We start from the raw sequence: 16,996 nt of genomic DNA on the forward strand, positions 1-16,996 counted from the left end.
GTCACTTCGCCGACGCCGCCTGCAACACCGCGCCCGCACCAGCCATTACCAACGGCGACATTCGATCAACAACGAAGTGCTGTTGTAGTACTAGGCGCCTCGTACGTCGGAGAGCCATGCTCGGGGCGTGGACGAGCCGAACAGGTCGGTGCCACTGACCAGCCAATCGGCGCCGCTAGCCGTGGCGAGACGGCCAATCTCGCGGGTCACGCCGCCGTCGAGCCCCAGCAGGCGGGAGGCTCCGGGGGCGGCCTCCCGGAGCGCCCGCACGGTCGCGAGGGCCGACTCGTCGAACGTGGCGCCGGCCTCCCCCGGGACGACCGACATGGTGAGAACGGCCAGCTCGTCCGAGGGCACGAACGTCGCCGGGGTGCCCCGGGACAGGGCCAGGGCCGGCCGGGAACCGCGTCGTTCGATACGGTCGAGCGCCGCCCGCCACCCCTCGGCCTCGGCGTGGACGATGACGAGCTCGCAGAAGCCGGTCCATGCGTCGAGGCGGGCGAGCGGGTCGGTGACCATGAGGTGGGCCTCGGCGCGCATCCCGCTCTCCCCGGTCATTGCGGCGGCCGTCTCGACCGAGAACCCGCCCTCACGGGCGAAGACGCCGTCGGTAGTGTCCCAGTGGAGCACGTCGAGCCCAGCGTCGCGAAGCCGGTGCGCCTCACTTGCCTGTGCAGCTGGGGGGACCGACCACAGGGAGCCCGCGATCCGCATACGCTCAGCCACCGGCGGGGTGGTCGAAAGGCTCGTGGAGCACGACCTCGGCGAGGGCTCGGTCGGTGACCAGGGAGGACAGCAGCCCGGAGCGAGCCACGGCGAGCACGGCCTCAGCCTTGTCGGCGCCTGCGGCGACCGCGATGACGCGCGGCACCCGCCCGAGCTCCTGGGCGCTGATGGACAGGCACCGCTCGGCGAAGTCCTCTCCGACGAGGCGCCCGTGGCGGTCGATGAGGATCCCGGCGACCTCGGCCTGCACCCCCCTGGCCGCGAGTTCCGCGCGGTCGGCGTCGGACATGACCTCGCGGAACTGCGAGATCGGCGGATCCCATGAGCCGACGGCGACCACGGCGACGGTCACCTGAGTGAACAGCCGCATGGCCGCGGCGACGTCGGTCTGCCGTCGGAGGGCCGCCGCGGTCGCCGCGTCCTCCACGACCAGTGGCGCGAAGATGGCGTGCGCCTTGCCTCCCGCGCTCAGCGAGGCCTTGCGCACGACCTCGACGGGTGACTCGGCAAGGTCGGAGCCGACGGCACCGGTGAGCTGCACAACCGAGACGGGCGGTAGGGAGGTGAGGCTCTCGGTCATCGCGGTGAGGGTTCTGCCCCATGCCAGGCCGAGGACGTCGCCGGGGTGGAGCGTCTCGGTGAGCAAGGTTGCGGCGGCGGCCCCGACCTGGCTGCGCACCTGCGCGTCGGTTCCGAGCGTTTCGACAACAATCGCCTCACGGAGCCGCATATGTGCGCTGAGCTGGGCGGACATGACGTCGTCGACATACCCGGCGTCCCTTAGAGTGATGGTCACGATACCGGTGCTCTTCGCCTGCTCAAGCAGTCGGGCGATCTTGAATCGCGAGAGCTCGAGCTCCTTGGCGATCTCCACCTTCGAGACGTCATCAATGTAGAAGCGTCTCGCGACGGTCGCCATGAGCCTTCGTTCGGCGGCCGTCACCTTCGCAATATCGCTCATATGAGCGCCGGCATTGCTCATTCGTTACCTCACTGCGACCCGTATGCCTTGTTAGCAGACTCTAATGGACCCTATAGTACACAAACGAGCATCCCTGATGCTCATATGAGCGGAGCTCGGGAGGGGCAGTTGTGAGAACACGCCGTATGCCGGACGAGATCGGGATCTTCGGGATTCTGATCCTGGTCGCCCTCGTCATGAGCCTGCTGTCCGAGAACTTCCGGACCGTCGACAACCTACAGATCTTGCTACTCAACGGCGCGGTCATCGCCTTCCTCGCCCTGGGGCAGACCTTCGTGCTCCTGACAGGAGGCATCGACCTGTCCACGGGGTCGAACGTCGCCCTGACGGGGATGCTGGCGGCGGTCGTCATGAAGGCAGGGGTCGGGTGGCCGATCGCCGCGCTGGTGGCCATTCTCGCAGGAATCGTAGTCGGCCTGTTCAACGGCGCGATCATCCATTACCTGAAGCTTCCGCCGTTCATCGTGACCTTCTCCACCTTCGGCATCGCCGCGAGCATTCCCCAGATCATGACCGGCGCGAAGTCGGTGTCGGTCACCGACCCGATGTTCGCCGTCATCGGCCGCGGCGCCTTGCTGGGCGTCCCGATGCCGGTAGTCCTGGTCATCGTCGCCGCCTGCGTCTTGGCCTTCTTCCTGCGCAGGACCGCCACGGGCGTGCACATCTACGCCGTCGGCGGCAACACCGAGACCAGCCGCCTTGCCGGGATCGGGATCGGGCGCACCACCATGCTGGTCTACGCGGTGAGCGGCCTGTGCGCGGCGTTCGGCGGGCTCATCACCACCAGCCGGCTCATGGTCGGCTACCCCACCGCCGGTTCGGGCAACGAGCTGTTCTTCTCCATCGCGGCGGCCGTTGTCGGCGGCGTCAGCCTGTTCGGCGGCATCGGCTCCGTCCCCGGCGCCTTCCTCGGCGCGGTGCTGATCGCGACCGTGTCCAACGGCATGAACGTCATCGGCGTCGACAGCTTCTGGCAGCCGCTCGTCATCGGCGTCATCATCCTGCTCGGCGTCAGCCTCGACACCTACCGCCGCAGGCTCTCACTCTCCGACTTCTCCCGGCTGTTCAGCCGTTCCGGTCCCCCGGGCCCGACGACAGCTCGTGAACCGCTCGATTCCCTCGCGCCGGGCGAAGGCGCTGTTTCCAACGAAAACCGGAGGTAGCTCCCCATGAAGCGACGTTTTTCCCTGGCCACCGGCGCGGCGCTCGCCGCGCTGACCCTCGCCGGATGTAGCACAGGGGTCGACACCGGCGCCCAGGCCGGCGCCGGCAAGCCCGAGGGCGGCATCCCCCGGCCCGAGGCGTGCGCCGCCGACTCCAAGTACGTGGCGGTCGCGCTCCCCAACCTGACCAACCCCTACTACGTGGCCATGAAGAAGGGCTTCGAGACGGCGGGCCAGGCGGCGGGCTTCGAGACCGAGGTCCAGATCGCCAACGACGACGACGCGGCACAGCTCGCCCAGGTCCAGGCGATGCTCCAGAAGAAGCCGTGCGCGCTCGCGCTCAACCCCGTGAAGTCCGAGCCCGCCGCAGCGATCGTGAAACTGGCCAACGACGCGGGCGTGCCCGTGTTCACCGTGAACGTCACCGTGGACGACGCCGCGCTCAAGGCCCAGGGCGCGAGCATCGTGCAGTACCTCGGCGCCGACAACGCCGCGGGCGGGAAGCAGGTGGCCGAGCAGGTGCTCAAGGACATCGGCGCCGACGCCGACCTCAAGGTCGGTTTCATCACCGAGCCCGACGAGGGCCCGGTCGTCGCCCGGGACAAGGGCTTCGAGGACACCGTCGCCGCCGACGTCAAGGCCAAGATCGTGGCCAAGGTGGACGGCAACGTCAAGCCCGACGACAGCCTTGCCGCGACCACCGAGCTGCTCCAGGGCAACCCGGACGTGAACGTCCTGTTCACCAGCACCGGCCCCGCCTCTTATGGAGCGCTCCAAGCCATCCAGAGCGGCGGCAAGAAGGTCAAGGTCTACGGCTTCTGCGCGGCCGACGAGCCGCTGACCGACCAGTACCCGGCGTGCGTGGCACAGGAGCCCGAGGACTACGGCAAACGCGTGATCGAGCAGATCTCCGCCTGGCTGGGCGGCGCCAAGCCCGAGGCCCAGATCCTGCGCCCGCTCAAGCTTTACACCAAGGGCCAGACGCCCGCACCGGGCGAGGTGGGCTGAATGACCGGGCCGACGGCCACGGCCACGTCGGCCGGAGGAGCGCACCCCGGACCGGCGGAGGGTCTCCGGGCCGAGGGGATCGTCAAGCGATACGCCGGTGTCCCCGTGCTCTCCGGCGTGACCGTCACCGTCCGGCCCGGCGAGGTCGTCGGACTGGTCGGGCACAACGGCGCGGGCAAGTCCACCCTGCTCAGGACGCTCTCCGGGGCGATCAGGCCGGACGAGGGGACGATCAGCGTGAACGGCGGCCGGATGCAGCTGACCGGCCCCGCGGTCGCCCTGAAGGCCGGCATCTCCACCGTCTACCAGGAGCTGTCGCTCCTGCCGAACCTCACGATCACCCAGAATGTGTTCCTGGGCCGCGAGCGGCGGCGCGGCGCGCGGACGCTCGACGGCGAAGGCATGCGCCGAGCGGCCCGGGACCTGGTCGATCGCTTCGGTCTGCGGGTCGACGTGGACCGGCCGCTGGGCCACTATCCGGTGGCCACCCGACAGCTCCTGGAGATCGCGATCGCCACCGAGCGCGAGACCCGTTTCCTGCTCCTGGACGAGCCGACGACGAGTCTGGAGGGTGAGCAGGTCGACAGGCTGCTCGAACTGATCAGGTCCTTGACCAGGGAGTCGGGACTCGGCGTACTACTCGTCGACCACAAGCTCGACGAGTTGTACGCCGTGGCCGACTCGGTCGTGGCCTTGGTCGACGGTGAGGTCCGAATCGCCGGGCCGGTCGAGGAGACCGACCGGGCGGACGTCATCCGCGCGATCGCGGGTGAGGAAGCCGCCGTGCACCTGGCCGAGACTGGGCAGTACGACCAGCTCCCGGTGGAGGAACTGGGCGACCTGGCGTCAGGGCGGCCCCAGGGACGGCGTCCCGTCTCGGCGCTGCCGGTCGGGGCCCGGCCGAGCCTCCGGGTGCGCGGCCTGCGGGCGCCCGGCCTCACCGACGTGTCCCTCGACGCCTATCCGGGACGGGTTCTCGGCGTCTACGGCCTTGTCGGGTCGGGGCGCACGGAGTTCCTGCGCGCGCTGGTCGGGCTGGACAGGATCGACGCCGGGCGGCTGGAGCTGTTCGGAGAGCCTTATCGGCCGCGCAACCCCTCCCACGCGCGGCGAGCCGGCGTCGTCTACCTCACCGAGGAACGCAAGGTCGACGGGATCGTGCCTGGGCTCGACTCCGCCACGAACATCGTCCTGCCCGTGCTGCACGGCTTCTCCAGGTACGGAGTGCTGGACCGCCGTGCCATGGCAAGGAGCGCCGCCCGGTTCATGGACCAGCTCCACGTGCGCGGCGACAGAGACGCCCCGGTCGTCAGCCTGTCCGGCGGCAACCAGCAGAAGGTCCTTCTGGCGCGAGCGCTGGCGCAGGAGCCCCGACTACTGCTTCTGGACGAGCCCACCAAGGGCGTGGACATCGGCGTGAAGACCGAGATCCATCGCCTGCTCCGCCGCCTCGCCTCCGAGCAGGGCATGACCGTCGTGGTCGTGTCGAGCGAGGAGGAGGAGATCCTCGACGTGTCCGACGACGTCGTGACGTTCTCGCACGGGCGATGCGACGGCGGCGTCCAGCTCGCCTCCGAGCTCACGCTGGTCAAACTCCGGCAGGTCGCGTGGGGGGCGGCATGATCCCCCGCCTCGGGCCCGCTCCCCAAGAAAGGCAACAGAGAACATTGATGGCCGCTGCTGCGAATGATGTGCTGTCCGAGGGCCGCGAAGTCGTACGCCGGGAAGCGGACGGCGTGCTGTCCGTCGCCGACCAGCTGGACGACAGCTTCGTAGAGGCGGCCCGCCTGCTCTACGACTGCGAGGGCAAGGTGTTCGTCACGGGGGCCGGGACCTCCGGGGCGGTGGCCCGGCGCATGGCTCATTTGCTGTCCGTCTGCGGCACGCCGGCGCTGTTCATCCAGGCGGCCGACGCCCTGCACGGCACGATGGGAGCCGTCACGGAGGGCGACATCCTGATCGCGATCTCGCGGGGCGGCGGGTCCCGGGAGATCAACGACTTGACCGAGCGCGTACGGGAACGCGGTGCCCGGGTGATCGCCCTGACGGCGGTCACCGAGTCCGAGCTGGGGAACCGCGCGGACCTGGTGGTCAAGCTGGAGAGCCCGCCCGGCGTGGATCCGGGCGAGGTGATCGCCATGGGTTCGACGCTCGTCACCGCGGTGTGGGGCGACGCGCTCGCGTACGTCCTGATGAGGCTGCGCGGCTACGGATGGGAGCAGGTGCTGCACAGTCACCCGTCGGGGGCCGTGGGGCAGATCGACGACGCCCCAGAGCCCCTGCCCGCGCTGACCTTCGACGCCGGCACCGAGGCGGCGGGCGTGTCGAGGGGCACGGTCTGACCATGCCCATCGTCGCAGGCATCGACAGTTCGACGCAGTCCTGCACCGTGGAGCTCCGCGACGCCGGTGACGGTGCGCTGCTCGGGACCGGCCGCGCCCCGCATCCGGTGACGCACCCACCGCTCAGCGAGCAGGATCCCGCGGCCTGGTGGCGCGCCCTGGCCACCGCGCTCGCCCTGGCCTGCCGGGACGCAGGCGTACGGCCGGGCTCCATCGACGCCGTGAGCGTGACCGCCCAGTGTCACGGCCTGGTCGCCCTCGACGCCGCCGGCCAGGTCCTGCGGCCTGCCAAGCTGTGGAACGACACGACGTCCGCGTCGCAGGCGGCCAGCCTGGTGACGCGCTACGGGGCCCGGAACTGGGTGCGCGCGACCGGCCTGACCCCGACCGCCGCGCTGACCGTCACCAAGCTGGCCTGGCTGGCCGAGCACGAGCCCGGCAACCTGCGGCGCCTCACCACCGTGCTGGTGCCGCACGACTGGCTGACGTACCGGCTGACCGGCGAGCGTGTCACGGACCGATCCGACGCCTCCGGGACCGGCTACTACGCGGCGTTCGAGAATCGGTGGCGTACCGACCTGCTCACCGAGCTGGTGTCGCCGAACGTCGACTGGGACGCGGCGGTTCCCCGGGTGCTCGGCCTCGCCGAACCCGCGGGCCGCGTGCTGCCCGAGGTCGCGGCCGAGCTCGGGCTGCGGCCCGGCGTGCTGGTCGGCCCGGGCGGCGGCGACCAGCATCTCGGCGCCGTCGGTCTCGGCCTGAGGACCGGCGACGTCGCCTACAGCCTCGGCACCTCCGGGGTGGTGCTGTCGGTGAGTGCCGACCCCGTCTTCGACTTCACCGGCTGGGTGGACGGCGTCGCGGACGCGACGGGGGGCTACCTGCCGCTGGTGTGCACGCTCAACTCCACCAAGGTCACCGACACCTTCGCCCGCCTGCTGGGGGTCGACGTCGGGACACTGGGCCACCTTGCGCTGGCCGCCGACCCCGCGCAAGCACGGCCTACGCTGGTCGCCTATCTGGACGGTGAACGCAGCCCGGACCTGCCGAACGCCCAGGGGGTGATGGCCGGCCTGACGACCGCCTCGACACGTGAAGGCTTGGCGCTCAGCGTGTTCGAGAGCGTGATCTTCGGGCTCGTGCGCGGGCACCAAGCGATCGACGCCGCGGGCGTGCCGACCCCGGGCGAGGTGGTGGCCGTGGGCGGAGGCGCACGATCCCTCGCCTACCGGCAGGTCCTCGCGGACGTACTCGGCCGTCCGGTGATCACGCGGGACGCACCCGAGGTGAGCGCCCGGGGTGCCTGCGTCCAGGGCAGCGCAGTGCTCTCCGGTTCCGATATCAAGGACGTGCGCGACGCGTGGCGTCCACCTCTGGCGACGATCGTAACTCCCCGGCCCGGCGACTCGGCCGCGCTGATGGAGCGCTACCTGCTGCTGGCCGAGCAGGTGAGGGCGGACAACGGCTGACAGATCGCCGTCTCACGGACTCGTGCACCCGCCCTCGATTGCATCCCCCATCCATAGATTCGTGTACCCGCCATTCACAGATCCGTGCAAAGGAATGGACCCATGCCCCTCTACGTCGACTCCGCGGAACGCTCGGCCGTTGAACCTCTGCTGGCCACCGGCCTGTTCGCCGGTGTCACCACCAATCCTGCGCTGCTCGCTCGCGCCGGGCTGATCCAGGCCGACCTTCCCGCCGTATTCGCCTGGGCCACGGCCGCGGGCGCGAAGCAGGTATTCATGCAGACGTTGGGCACGACCGCCGGGAAGATCCTCGCCGCGGGCAGGAGGATCCGCGACCTCGGACCGCAGGCGATCGTGAAGATCCCCGCCACGCGGGAGGGACTGGGCGCCGCCCGTGTCCTGGCGGACGAGGACGTGCCCATTCTGGTCACCGCCGTCCACCACGCGACGCAGGCACTGTTCGCGGATGCCGTCGGCGCGCGCTTCATCGCGCCGTACGTCGGCCGGATGACGGACCAGGGCCGCGACGGCGTCGCCGAGACGATCCAGATGCATCAGGTGTTGTCCGGATCGGGCACGCGGGTGCTCGCGGCGAGCCTGCGTGACCGGGAGGACGTCGCGGCGCTGGCCGCCGCGGGCGTACCCGACTTCGCGCTGAGCGCTCCGCTGTGCGAAGCACTACTGGCCGACGAGCCCACGCTCGCCGCTGCCGACCAGTTCGAGACCATCGCGGCGCGCCAGAATTGACGACGCCTCCGAAATCACTCGGAACCATCCCCCGAGTATCTGGGGATGATGTGCAGGTGCAGGTGGAAGACCTCCTGGAAGGCCACCTCGCCGTCGGCGAGGAAGAGGTTCATCCGCTCACAACGTACCCCCGACCGCCGGCGAAGCGCCCGGGCGACCCGCTGTCGGGCCCGCCAGACCTGGGCACTGGTCTCTCCGACTCTATTTTCTTGATTTTGAATTCTTCTTTCCCCTTTGCAATGTAGATTTATGATGAAATGACCGTATAGTCACCGGCTGACCACCGATCGCGGCAGAAGTCGGCACACCCGATCTCGTGGCGGCACCGCCGACAGACGACGGTGACCATCGGCGTCCTGCCCTCTCCCTGCGCCCCTCACGGCGTGGTCTTCCCTCCCCTCACGTACGTGAGAACCACTCCCCGTCCCCCACGGTCACGGCGCATGTCTGCTCGGCGGTCGGTTCCGGCCCGGAGTGAGAGGCCCGAGGTGACGATCGATCCGATCGGGCACGGATCTGCACCGTAGGTGATCGATCCACGCTGTGACGTTCGCAGACGGTGGTTCAGGCCGATCCCGGACTCGCCGAGGTGCGCATTTCTAGCTGCTCGTCGCTGTAGGGCTGTTGTGCGCGCTGTCGGCGAGGGATGTCTGGTGGACGGCGGGCAGGACGCGGGTGGTGTGAGGTGTGGCGGGTTCCCTGGCGGGGTGGGGCTGACGGCGTCGGATGCCGCGGCGGCGCGGTCGTGCGGCGGAGGTGGTGGCGGGCGGGGCGGCGTGGGGGTGCACCACGGCGATGGCGGCGCTCAGCAGCTGGGTGTTGGGTATCGCCAGTGGGGCGTCGGGGGTGCGCAGGTGCACGTGGATGAGGCCGATCTCGGTGACGGTACCTTCGAAGGTGCCCCCCAGGGTGCCCGAGTGCAGCCGGATGTGGTCGCCGACGCTGACGGTGCGGGTGAACAGCAGGACGACGCCGGCGATGAGGTTGGCCAGGGTCTGCTGGCCGGCGATGCCCAGCAGGGCGCCGGTGAGCGCGCCGCCGAGCAGCAGCTGCCCCACCGGTACGGCGAGCAGTCCCAAGGTGAGCAGGAGGGTGCCTGCGGCGCCGGTCACGACGGCGAGGATGCGCACGACGCTGGCGTGCGTCTCGCCGATACGGGCGGCTGTGCGGGTGCGCAGCCAGGTGGCGCCGCGCAGGACCGCCATGGTGGCGGAGACGATGAAGACGGCGGCGCCCGCGGCGCACAGCAGCCGGCCGCTCAGGTCCGGTGAGCGCAGGTCGCCGGCGGATGCGATGACCGCGGCGACGACGGCGAGCATGGTCAACGCCGCGGGCTGCCTGCCGGGTACGGGCAGGCGTGTACGCGCGTCGCCCGAGGCGTACGACGAGGAGCGTTCGGTGCCGGGCTGGGAAACGGGGCGTGCCGCGGTGTGTTCTCGCGGGTCGAGCACCAGGGTGTGTTCTTGCGGGTCGAGCATGGTGTGATTCTTCGGGTCCAGACTGTGACGGATGTGGGTCCGGTGACGGCGCGCAGGACGCGAGCGGGCCGGCGCGCGTGGCCGGTTCGCGGTCCGGCACCCCCGGGTGAGGGCACCGGACCGCTTCGGAGGTGACCAGGGATAGGGCTCACGGGTGGGCGCGGTGGGCGCGGCGCGGGTCAGCCCGTGATCTGCTTGCGGTCGCCGTTGCCGTTGCCGCTTCTGATGCTGATCTTGCGGGGCCTGGCCTTGTCCGACACCGGGATGCGTAAGCTCAGCACACCGGCGTCGTAGACGGCTTCGAGCCTGTCGGTGTCGAGGGTGTCACCCAGGAACAGCTGCCGGCTGAACACGCCCATCGGCCGCTCGGAGATCACGCTCTCCGCGCCGTCCTTGCTCCGGCGCTGCCGCTGGGCCTTGACCGTCAGCACGTTGCGCTCGACGGTGACGTCGATCGAGTCGGAGTCGACGCCGGGCAGGTCGAAGTGGACGTTGAACCAGTCACCGTCGCGTTCCGCGTCGACGTGCATCACCGCGGGCCGGCTCACGGTGCCGACGAGCTGCTCGAAAATGTGGTCGATGCCCCGGAAGGGATCGGTACGCATCAGCATGGTCATTTCCTCCTTGGTGCTCCTTCACCAAAGCCTCGGTACCGGGATGCCCGGTGTTGAGTGCCCTCGACTCAACGCGCTTCCACCAGTACAACATGCTCGTGTCACTGTCAATCTTGACGCTGCCGTCTTTTCGAAGGCTGACGGCCGGGCCTTGCCGGGCGCCCGCATCCGATCTTCGGGGCGGGCGGACCGGCCGGTGCCGGCGCGCACACCTGCGCGAGTACGGACGCGCCGGACTCCGTACCCGGCTCCGAGCAGACGGGGAGGTGCCGGTACGGCGGCAGAGGCGGAGCGTTTGGGGGCGTGCACCGTGTGCGCCGTGTGCACCGCGTGCGCCGGACCGGCGCCCCTCCCCCTCGCACGCCGGTGATGGCGTCCCTCCGATGCCACCCGGCACGCCGGCCGAGTGCCGTCATGCGCACTTGTCGAGGGCCTCTGCCTGGTCCAGGAGCCTGAGTAGGCGCTTCATACGGGCCGGCACGCCGCTCAGACGGGCTTCGCCGTCGCGGCACAGGCCGGTCAGCATGCGCAGGCCGCCGAGGTCGACGAACGTCAACCGGCTGACGTCGACGACGAGGGGGGCCTCTGCCGCGCGGGCCCGGGTCAGGGTCTGGGCCACCGCGCGGGTGTTGGTGGCGTCGAGTTCGCCGACCAGCCGGGCCAGGCCTCCGGGCGGGGCCGGGTCGTAACCGATGCGCAGGACGCGATCGAGGTAGAGCACGGCCTCGACCCGGCGCTCACCGGAGACGGCCTGCTCCTGCACGTTGACGGTCACGGTTTCGCCTTCGGGTGTTCGTCGCGGGCCGACGGGGCCGGCGGCCGGTGTCGCCCGGCATGGCGAGAAGACCGGCGAGGCGACCGGCGAGGGCCGGTGCTGCACGACAGCCATGTGATCGATCCCCTTGCCTGCCCTGATGTGCGCCGGTGAATCCGGCCCCTTCACTTTACGCCGGAAAGAGGATACACGAAAGATGTTTCCGGTATCCTTCTTCCTGTGCTGGTGTCCGTAGCCGTCCGTTCCACGGCGATCTGCTCCGGCGACGCGGAAAGGGTGTGACGTGGCCGCCAACAGTCCCGATCAGCCTTCGTCCTCGTGGACCTTTCTGACCCACCATGCCCGGGTCCTGCTGGAGATCGCCCGCGACCCGCGGGCGCGGTTGCGCGACATCGCGGCCGTCATCGGCATCACCGAGCGCGCGGCGCAGGGCATCGTGACCGACCTGCACCGGGCGGGGTATCTGACCCGCTCCAAAGTCGGCCGCCGCAACCACTACACCATCGACCCCGACCGGCGTTTCCGTTATCCCACCGAGGCGGATGTGCCCATCGGCATGCTGCTGGACATCTTCACCCGCCACGACCGGACCCGCCGGACCCATCACGCGGATCCGGCATCGCCGCTCCCGGGCGACGCCGGCGGGTGATCGCGCCCCGGTCCGAGGTGCACCCGCCCGGGATCCCGCCGATCACGGCCGGGCCGGCGAACTCACCGTCGTTCCACGAAGGACCCCGACCTGGGCCCCGAGGATCGGGCTCCTCGCGGTCACTGCTACCGTCTCATGAAAACGGTTCCCATTATCGGAGTATTTCGTGGGCTCGTCCCCCGCCCCACAGCGCCCGGATCTCGACGTGCGCTCCACCCCTGCCCTCGCGCCCCCGGCGGAGGAAGCCTCCCGGCCACCGGCGGAGGAAGCTCTCCGGCCACCGGCGCGCGTACCGGTGATGCCCCTGGTCGTCGGCCTGCTGGCCTGCGCGCTCGCCACCTCGGTGCTGCTGGCGATCGGTCTGGGCGCCGCGGCCGTGCCGCCCGGTGAAACGCTCCGCTACCTGTGGGCCGCTCTCAGCGGAGGTCGGATCACCGCCGAAGAGGTGACGTCGTACCAGATCATCTGGCAGGTACGGACCCCGCGCGTGCTCCTGGCCGCCGTGGTCGGGGCCGGGCTCAGCGCGGTGGGCGTGGCGATCCAGGCCATGGTCCGCAACGCGCTGGCCGACCCGTTCGTCCTGGGCGTGTCCTCGGGAGCCTCGGCGGGAGCGGTGCTGGTCACCGTCTCCGGTTCCCTCGCCGCGCTGGGGATCTACGCGGTCTCGGCCGGCGCGTTCCTCGGGGCGCTGCTCGTCTCCGCCCTCGTCTACCTCACCTCGCGGGGAGCGGCGGGTCTGGCGCCGCTGCGGCTGGTGCTCACCGGCGTGGCGATGGCGTTCGGCTTCCAGGCCGTGATGAGCGTGATCGTGTACTTCGTGCCGGACGGCGAGGCGACCAGCACGGTGCTGTTCTGGTCGATGGGCGGTTTCGGGGCGGCGACCTGGGGAGCCCTGCCCTTGGTGACCTTCGCCGTCGCCGTCTCACTCGTCGTCCTGGCACGGCTCGGCCGGAGCCTGGACGTGCTCGCCCTGGGCGACGAGACCTCCGCGAGCCTGGGGGTGGACGCCCGCCGGCTCCGCCGGGGACTGTTCGTGCCGACCTCGCTGGCGACGGGGGCGATGGTCGCCGTCAGCGGCGCGATCGGGTTCGGCGGGCTGGTGATGCCCCACATGGTCCGCCTGTGGGCCGGTGCGGCACACGCGCGCGTCCTGGTGATCACTCCCCTGGTCGGCGCGATCTTCATGGTCTGGGCCGACCTGCTGGCCCGCACCATGGTGGCCCCCCGCGAGCTTCCCATCGGTGCCATCACCGCGCTGGTGGGCGTCCCGGTCTTCCTCGTCCTGCTGCGCCGCCGCGACTACCTGTTCGGAGGTCGCTGACCATGACGTTGCTGCTCGATGAGATCTCGGTCTCCGTCGACGGGACCGCTCTGCTGCGCGACCTCGCGCTCACCGTCGGCCCCCGGCAGGTCGTCGGCCTGGTCGGCCCGAACGGCTCGGGCAAGACCACGGCCCTGAGATGCGTGTACCGGGCGCTGCGGCCGACCGGCGGCGCGGTGCGCGTCGACGGCAGGGACCTGGACCGGATGCCCCTGCGGGAGAGTGCCCGGATGATCGCGGCCCTCACCCAGGAGGGAGGATCCGACCTCGACTTCACCGTCGAGGAGATCGTCGCACTCGGCCGTACCCCGCACCTGCGAGGCGACCAGGCGCTCGGCGCGACCGAGCGCGAGCTGTGCCGCCGGGCCATGGCACAGACGGAGGTCTCGCACCTGGCTGGCCGCGGCGTGCTGTCGCTGTCGGGCGGCGAACGCCAGCGGGTCCTGGTGGCCCGCGCCCTCGTGCAGGAGCCCCGGGTCCTGATCCTGGACGAGCCGACCAACCACCTCGACCTGCACCATCAGCTCCGGCTGCTGTCGATGCTCCGGGACTCCGATCTCAGCGTGCTGGTCACCCTGCACGACCTCAACCTCGCCGCCTCCGCCTGCGACCGGCTGGTGGTGCTGTCTCAGAGGAGCCTCGTGGCCTGCGGCCCTCCCGCTCAGGTCCGGAAAGCCAGAGCGAGCGCTGAATCGGCCGTGTTGGCCATGCATGTACCGGCCACCTGGCCCCGCCAGGTGGCGGCGAGATCAGCTCACCGGGCTCATCCGCAGACGTGCCCGGGTCGCAAGGCTGTGGTGCGATCGACTTGATCTATCCGCAGCGGAATGATGACGTTCTCCGCTCCGGAGTCAGGACGTGTCGGGTCCGGTCCCCGGCCCAGGCCGCTTCGAGGATCGCGGTCAGGCTGGCGGTGTCGGTCGGGCCCGGATGGTTCTGGATCAGGCGGGTGACGCCACCGGCCATCTCCGCGAAGCGCGGGAGGTCGGCGCGCGCCACGCCGATGTCCGCCAGGGTGGCGGGGATGCCGATGTCGGCAAGGAGCCCGTCGAGCCAGCTGAGGAACGTGTCCGCGGCCTCGGCGTCCGAGGCGCCGGTCACGTCGAGCCCGCACACCCTGGCAAGGACGGCCAGCCGGTCGCCGATGGCATCCCTGGCCGCGTCCAGCGCGTAGGGCAGCAGCAGCCCGACGCCCAGGCCGTGCGGCGTGCGGGTGGCCGCGCCGATGGGGTACTGGAGGGCGTGCGGAGCCGCGTTGCCCGCGTGGGAGAACGCGAGCCCGGCCAGCATGGACCCGTAGGACATGTCCGCGCGCGCGTCCTTGTCGCCTCCGTCCCTGACGACACGGGGCAGGCTGCGGGCGATCCGCTCCGCGGCCAGGAGCGCGTAGTGATCGGTGATCGGGTTGCGGCCGAGGAAGACCTGCTCCACCGGGTCGCGCGGTCCGTGGGCCCGGGGTCGCGCGGTGTAGCTCTCCACCGCGTGACAGAACGCGTCGATGCCGGAGTGGGCGGTGACGGTCGCGGGGCAGGTGTAGGTGAGCTCGGGGTCGACGATGGCGAAGTCGGGCACGATGTGGACGCTGGAGACCCCCACCTTCAGCGCGCGGTCCGGGTCGGTCAGCACCGAGACGGGCGTGAGCTCGGAGCCGGTGCCTGACGTCGTCGGGACCGCGACGAGAGGAAACGTCGGCCCCGGCACCTTCGACTCGCCGTAGAAGTCGCGCGGCGTCCCGCCGTGGCGCCGGATGACGCCGACGATTTTGGCGAGGTCGATCACCGTGCCACCCCCGATGGCGAGGATCACGTCGGCGTCCACCTCCGCGGCGGCCGAGACGGCCAGGGCGACGTCGGCGAGCGGCACGTCCGGGGTCGCGTCGGCGAACACCCCGACGACGTCGACCTTCTCCCGCACGGCGGCCACGATCCCGGCCACGCCCGGCTGCCCCAGCAGAACCCGGTCGGTCACGATGAGGACGCGCGAGCCGCACTCGGCCACCACTCGTGGGATGTTCTGCGCGACCCCTTCGCCCACCATCAGCTGGCGTGGTCCGCGGACGGTCTCAAGCATGTCGGTGCCTCTCTGGAACGTCGGCGGTGATGTGCCGGGCGGAGGTCCGGGGCCCGCCCCACGGGCGGAGGCCGGTCAGGTCATGTGCGCACAGGTCATGGTGATCCTCGGCGGGCACCCGGAGCGGCGGATCGGTCACGGCAGGTCGATCGCCGCGTAGGTGACGTCGAGGTACTCGAGGATGCCCTCGTGCGACCCCTCCTTGCCGATCCCGGACTGTTTCACGCCTCCGAACGGAGCCGACGGGTCCGAGATCAGGCCACGGTTGACGCCGACCATGCCCGTCTGGAGCCCCTCGGTGAACCGGAGCGCCCGCTGGAGGTCACGGGTGAAGACGTATCCGACCAGGCCGTGCTCGGTGTCGTTGGCCTTCGCCATCACCTCGTCGTCGGACGTGAACGAGATGATCGGCGCCACCGGGCCGAAGATCTCCGCCTGCAGTATCCGCGCGTCCTCGGGCACGTCGACGAGGACCGTGGGCGGGTAGAAGTGGCCCGGCCCGTCCGGGCGCCCGCCGCCCACCAGGACGCGGGCGCCGCGATCGACCGCGTCGGCGACGAGCTCGTCGATCTTGGTGACCGAGGCCTCGTCGATCAACGCCCCGACGTCCACGCCGTCGTCGAGACCATGGCCCACCGAGAGCGCGCCCATCCGCTCGGCGAAGCGCGCCGTGAACTCCTCGCGCACCGGCTCCTCGACGTAGATCCGGTTGGCCGCGATGCAGGACTCCCCGATGTTGCGCATCTTGGCCACCATGGCACCGTCGAGCGCGACGTCCAGGTCCGCGTCGGCACACACGATCAGGGCCGCGTTGCCGCCCAGTTCCATGGAGGTGCGCAGCACGTTGTCGGCCGCCTGTTGCAGCAGCACGCGACCGACCTCGGTCGACCCGGTGAACGAGAGCTTGCGGGTCCGGCGGTCGGCCAGCAGTGCCGAGACCACCTCGCCGGCACGCCCGGTCGTCACGACGTTGACGACGCCCGGGGGGACGCCGACCTCCTCCATGATGCGGGCCAGAAGCAGCATGGTGAGCGGCGTCTGGGCCGCCGGCTTGGTGATCGTCGTGCAGCCCGCCGCCAGCGCAGGAGCGATCTTGCGGGCGCCCATGGCCAGCGGGAAGTTCCAGGGCGTCACGAAGACGCACGGTCCGACCGGCTTCGGCACGGTGAGGATGCGATATCCACCCGCGGGAGCGGTGTTGTAACGCCCCTCGACGCGCACCGCCTCCTCGGCGAACCAGCGGAAGAACTCGGCGCCGTAGGCCACCTCTCCCCGGGCCTCGGCGAGCGGCTTGCCCATCTCGAGCGTTATCAGCCGGGCGACCTCCTCGGATCGCTCGGTCAGTGCCCGGTACGTCGCGGTCAGCAACTCCGACCGTTTTCGCGGCGGGGTCGCCGCCCACTGCGCCATCGCCCTGCTCGCCGCGTCCAGAGCGGCGAGCCCGTCGACGACGCCGGCGTCCGCCACCTCGGCGATGGTCTTGCCGGTGGCCGGGTCCTCGACGGCGAAGGTGGCTCCGTCGGCGGCGTCGCGCCAGGCGTCGCCGATCCGGAGCCGCCGGTGCTCGGGGGCCAGGACGTTCATCGGGTCGTTCATCGGGTCGCCTCCTGTGATGTCCTTGGTGATGTCCTTGGTGGTGTCCGGCGTGACCT

General features: G+C 70.6%; 17 protein-coding genes. 9 read left to right on the forward strand and 8 right to left on the reverse strand.

Features of this window, described 5'->3' with window-relative positions; genetic code table 11:
- Nucleotides 1-90 precede the first annotated feature (90 nt).
- Nucleotides 91-726 (reverse strand): hypothetical protein, encoded by a 636-nt coding sequence (locus tag ACZ6RT_RS27030; protein ID WP_470156933.1) that lies wholly within the window; start codon nucleotides 724-726, stop codon nucleotides 91-93.
- Nucleotides 719-1,708, reverse strand: coding sequence for a sugar-binding transcriptional regulator (locus ACZ6RT_RS27035; RefSeq protein ID WP_470156934.1), 990 nt, complete (start codon nucleotides 1,706-1,708; stop codon nucleotides 719-721). Before ACZ6RT_RS27035 ends, ACZ6RT_RS27030 begins: the two co-directional genes overlap by 8 nt.
- Before the next feature lie 125 nt (nucleotides 1,709-1,833).
- On the opposite strand from ACZ6RT_RS27035, the gene ACZ6RT_RS27040 reads away from it, so the two are divergent.
- From ACZ6RT_RS27040 to ACZ6RT_RS27065, 6 genes are all read left to right on the forward strand, one after another.
- Nucleotides 1,834-2,871 carry an ABC transporter permease gene (locus tag ACZ6RT_RS27040; RefSeq protein WP_470156935.1) on the forward strand — a complete coding sequence of 346 codons (1,038 nt, stop codon included), beginning with the start codon at nucleotides 1,834-1,836 and terminating at the stop codon, nucleotides 2,869-2,871.
- 6 nt (nucleotides 2,872-2,877) lie between these two features.
- A complete protein-coding gene (locus tag ACZ6RT_RS27045) occupies nucleotides 2,878-3,879 on the forward strand; it encodes a substrate-binding domain-containing protein (protein WP_470156936.1) in 1,002 nt (333 codons plus the stop codon).
- Nucleotides 3,880-5,502: a sugar ABC transporter ATP-binding protein gene (locus ACZ6RT_RS27050; protein ID WP_470156937.1), complete on the forward strand. Its 1,623-nt coding sequence runs from the start codon at nucleotides 3,880-3,882 to the stop codon at nucleotides 5,500-5,502.
- Nucleotides 5,503-5,549: 47 nt separating this feature from the next.
- Nucleotides 5,550-6,221 (forward strand): SIS domain-containing protein, encoded by a 672-nt coding sequence (locus tag ACZ6RT_RS27055; protein WP_470156938.1) that lies wholly within the window; start codon nucleotides 5,550-5,552, stop codon nucleotides 6,219-6,221.
- A gap of 2 nt (nucleotides 6,222-6,223) precedes the next feature.
- Nucleotides 6,224-7,690 carry a xylulokinase gene (xylB, locus tag ACZ6RT_RS27060; protein ID WP_470156939.1) on the forward strand — a complete coding sequence of 489 codons (1,467 nt, stop codon included), beginning with the start codon at nucleotides 6,224-6,226 and terminating at the stop codon, nucleotides 7,688-7,690.
- A 102-nt stretch (nucleotides 7,691-7,792) separates the two neighbouring features.
- A complete protein-coding gene (locus tag ACZ6RT_RS27065; RefSeq protein WP_470156940.1) occupies nucleotides 7,793-8,437 on the forward strand; it encodes a transaldolase family protein in 645 nt (214 codons plus the stop codon).
- Between the two features lie 14 nt (nucleotides 8,438-8,451).
- Here the strand turns inward: ACZ6RT_RS27065 and ACZ6RT_RS27070 are convergent, their stop codons facing one another.
- The 4 genes from ACZ6RT_RS27070 to ACZ6RT_RS27085 form a co-directional block, all read right to left on the reverse strand.
- The gene (locus ACZ6RT_RS27070) at nucleotides 8,452-8,691 is read right to left on the reverse strand and encodes an HIT family protein (RefSeq protein ID WP_470157013.1); all 240 of its coding nucleotides are present in this window, start codon (nucleotides 8,689-8,691) and stop codon (nucleotides 8,452-8,454) included.
- A gap of 345 nt (nucleotides 8,692-9,036) precedes the next feature.
- Nucleotides 9,037-9,915, reverse strand: a complete 879-nt coding sequence (locus ACZ6RT_RS27075; protein WP_470156941.1) for a mechanosensitive ion channel domain-containing protein — start codon at nucleotides 9,913-9,915, stop codon at nucleotides 9,037-9,039.
- 179 nt (nucleotides 9,916-10,094) lie between these two features.
- Nucleotides 10,095-10,526, reverse strand: a complete 432-nt coding sequence (locus ACZ6RT_RS27080) for an Hsp20/alpha crystallin family protein (protein WP_470157014.1) — start codon at nucleotides 10,524-10,526, stop codon at nucleotides 10,095-10,097.
- Between the two features lie 415 nt (nucleotides 10,527-10,941).
- Nucleotides 10,942-11,304 (reverse strand): STAS domain-containing protein, encoded by a 363-nt coding sequence (locus tag ACZ6RT_RS27085; RefSeq protein WP_470156942.1) that lies wholly within the window; start codon nucleotides 11,302-11,304, stop codon nucleotides 10,942-10,944.
- Between the two features lie 283 nt (nucleotides 11,305-11,587).
- On the opposite strand from ACZ6RT_RS27085, the gene ACZ6RT_RS27090 reads away from it, so the two are divergent.
- From ACZ6RT_RS27090 to ACZ6RT_RS27100, 3 genes are all read left to right on the forward strand, one after another.
- A complete protein-coding gene (locus ACZ6RT_RS27090) occupies nucleotides 11,588-11,953 on the forward strand; it encodes a helix-turn-helix transcriptional regulator (protein WP_470156943.1) in 366 nt (121 codons plus the stop codon).
- A 298-nt stretch (nucleotides 11,954-12,251) separates the two neighbouring features.
- Nucleotides 12,252-13,274 carry a FecCD family ABC transporter permease gene (locus ACZ6RT_RS27095; RefSeq protein ID WP_470156944.1) on the forward strand — a complete coding sequence of 341 codons (1,023 nt, stop codon included), beginning with the start codon at nucleotides 12,252-12,254 and terminating at the stop codon, nucleotides 13,272-13,274.
- Between the two features lie 2 nt (nucleotides 13,275-13,276).
- Nucleotides 13,277-14,086: an ABC transporter ATP-binding protein gene (locus ACZ6RT_RS27100; RefSeq protein ID WP_470156945.1), complete on the forward strand. Its 810-nt coding sequence runs from the start codon at nucleotides 13,277-13,279 to the stop codon at nucleotides 14,084-14,086.
- 1 nt (nucleotide 14,087) lies between these two features.
- On the opposite strand, the gene ACZ6RT_RS27105 is transcribed toward ACZ6RT_RS27100, so the two are convergent.
- Both ACZ6RT_RS27105 and ACZ6RT_RS27110 read right to left on the reverse strand, forming a co-directional pair.
- Nucleotides 14,088-15,344 carry an iron-containing alcohol dehydrogenase gene (locus ACZ6RT_RS27105; protein WP_470156946.1) on the reverse strand — a complete coding sequence of 419 codons (1,257 nt, stop codon included), beginning with the start codon at nucleotides 15,342-15,344 and terminating at the stop codon, nucleotides 14,088-14,090.
- A gap of 135 nt (nucleotides 15,345-15,479) precedes the next feature.
- Nucleotides 15,480-16,940, reverse strand: a complete 1,461-nt coding sequence (locus ACZ6RT_RS27110; protein ID WP_470156947.1) for an NAD-dependent succinate-semialdehyde dehydrogenase — start codon at nucleotides 16,938-16,940, stop codon at nucleotides 15,480-15,482.
- Nucleotides 16,941-16,996 lie beyond the last annotated feature (56 nt).

The sequence above is a fragment of the Streptosporangium sp. NPDC050148 genome (assembly GCF_055586505.1).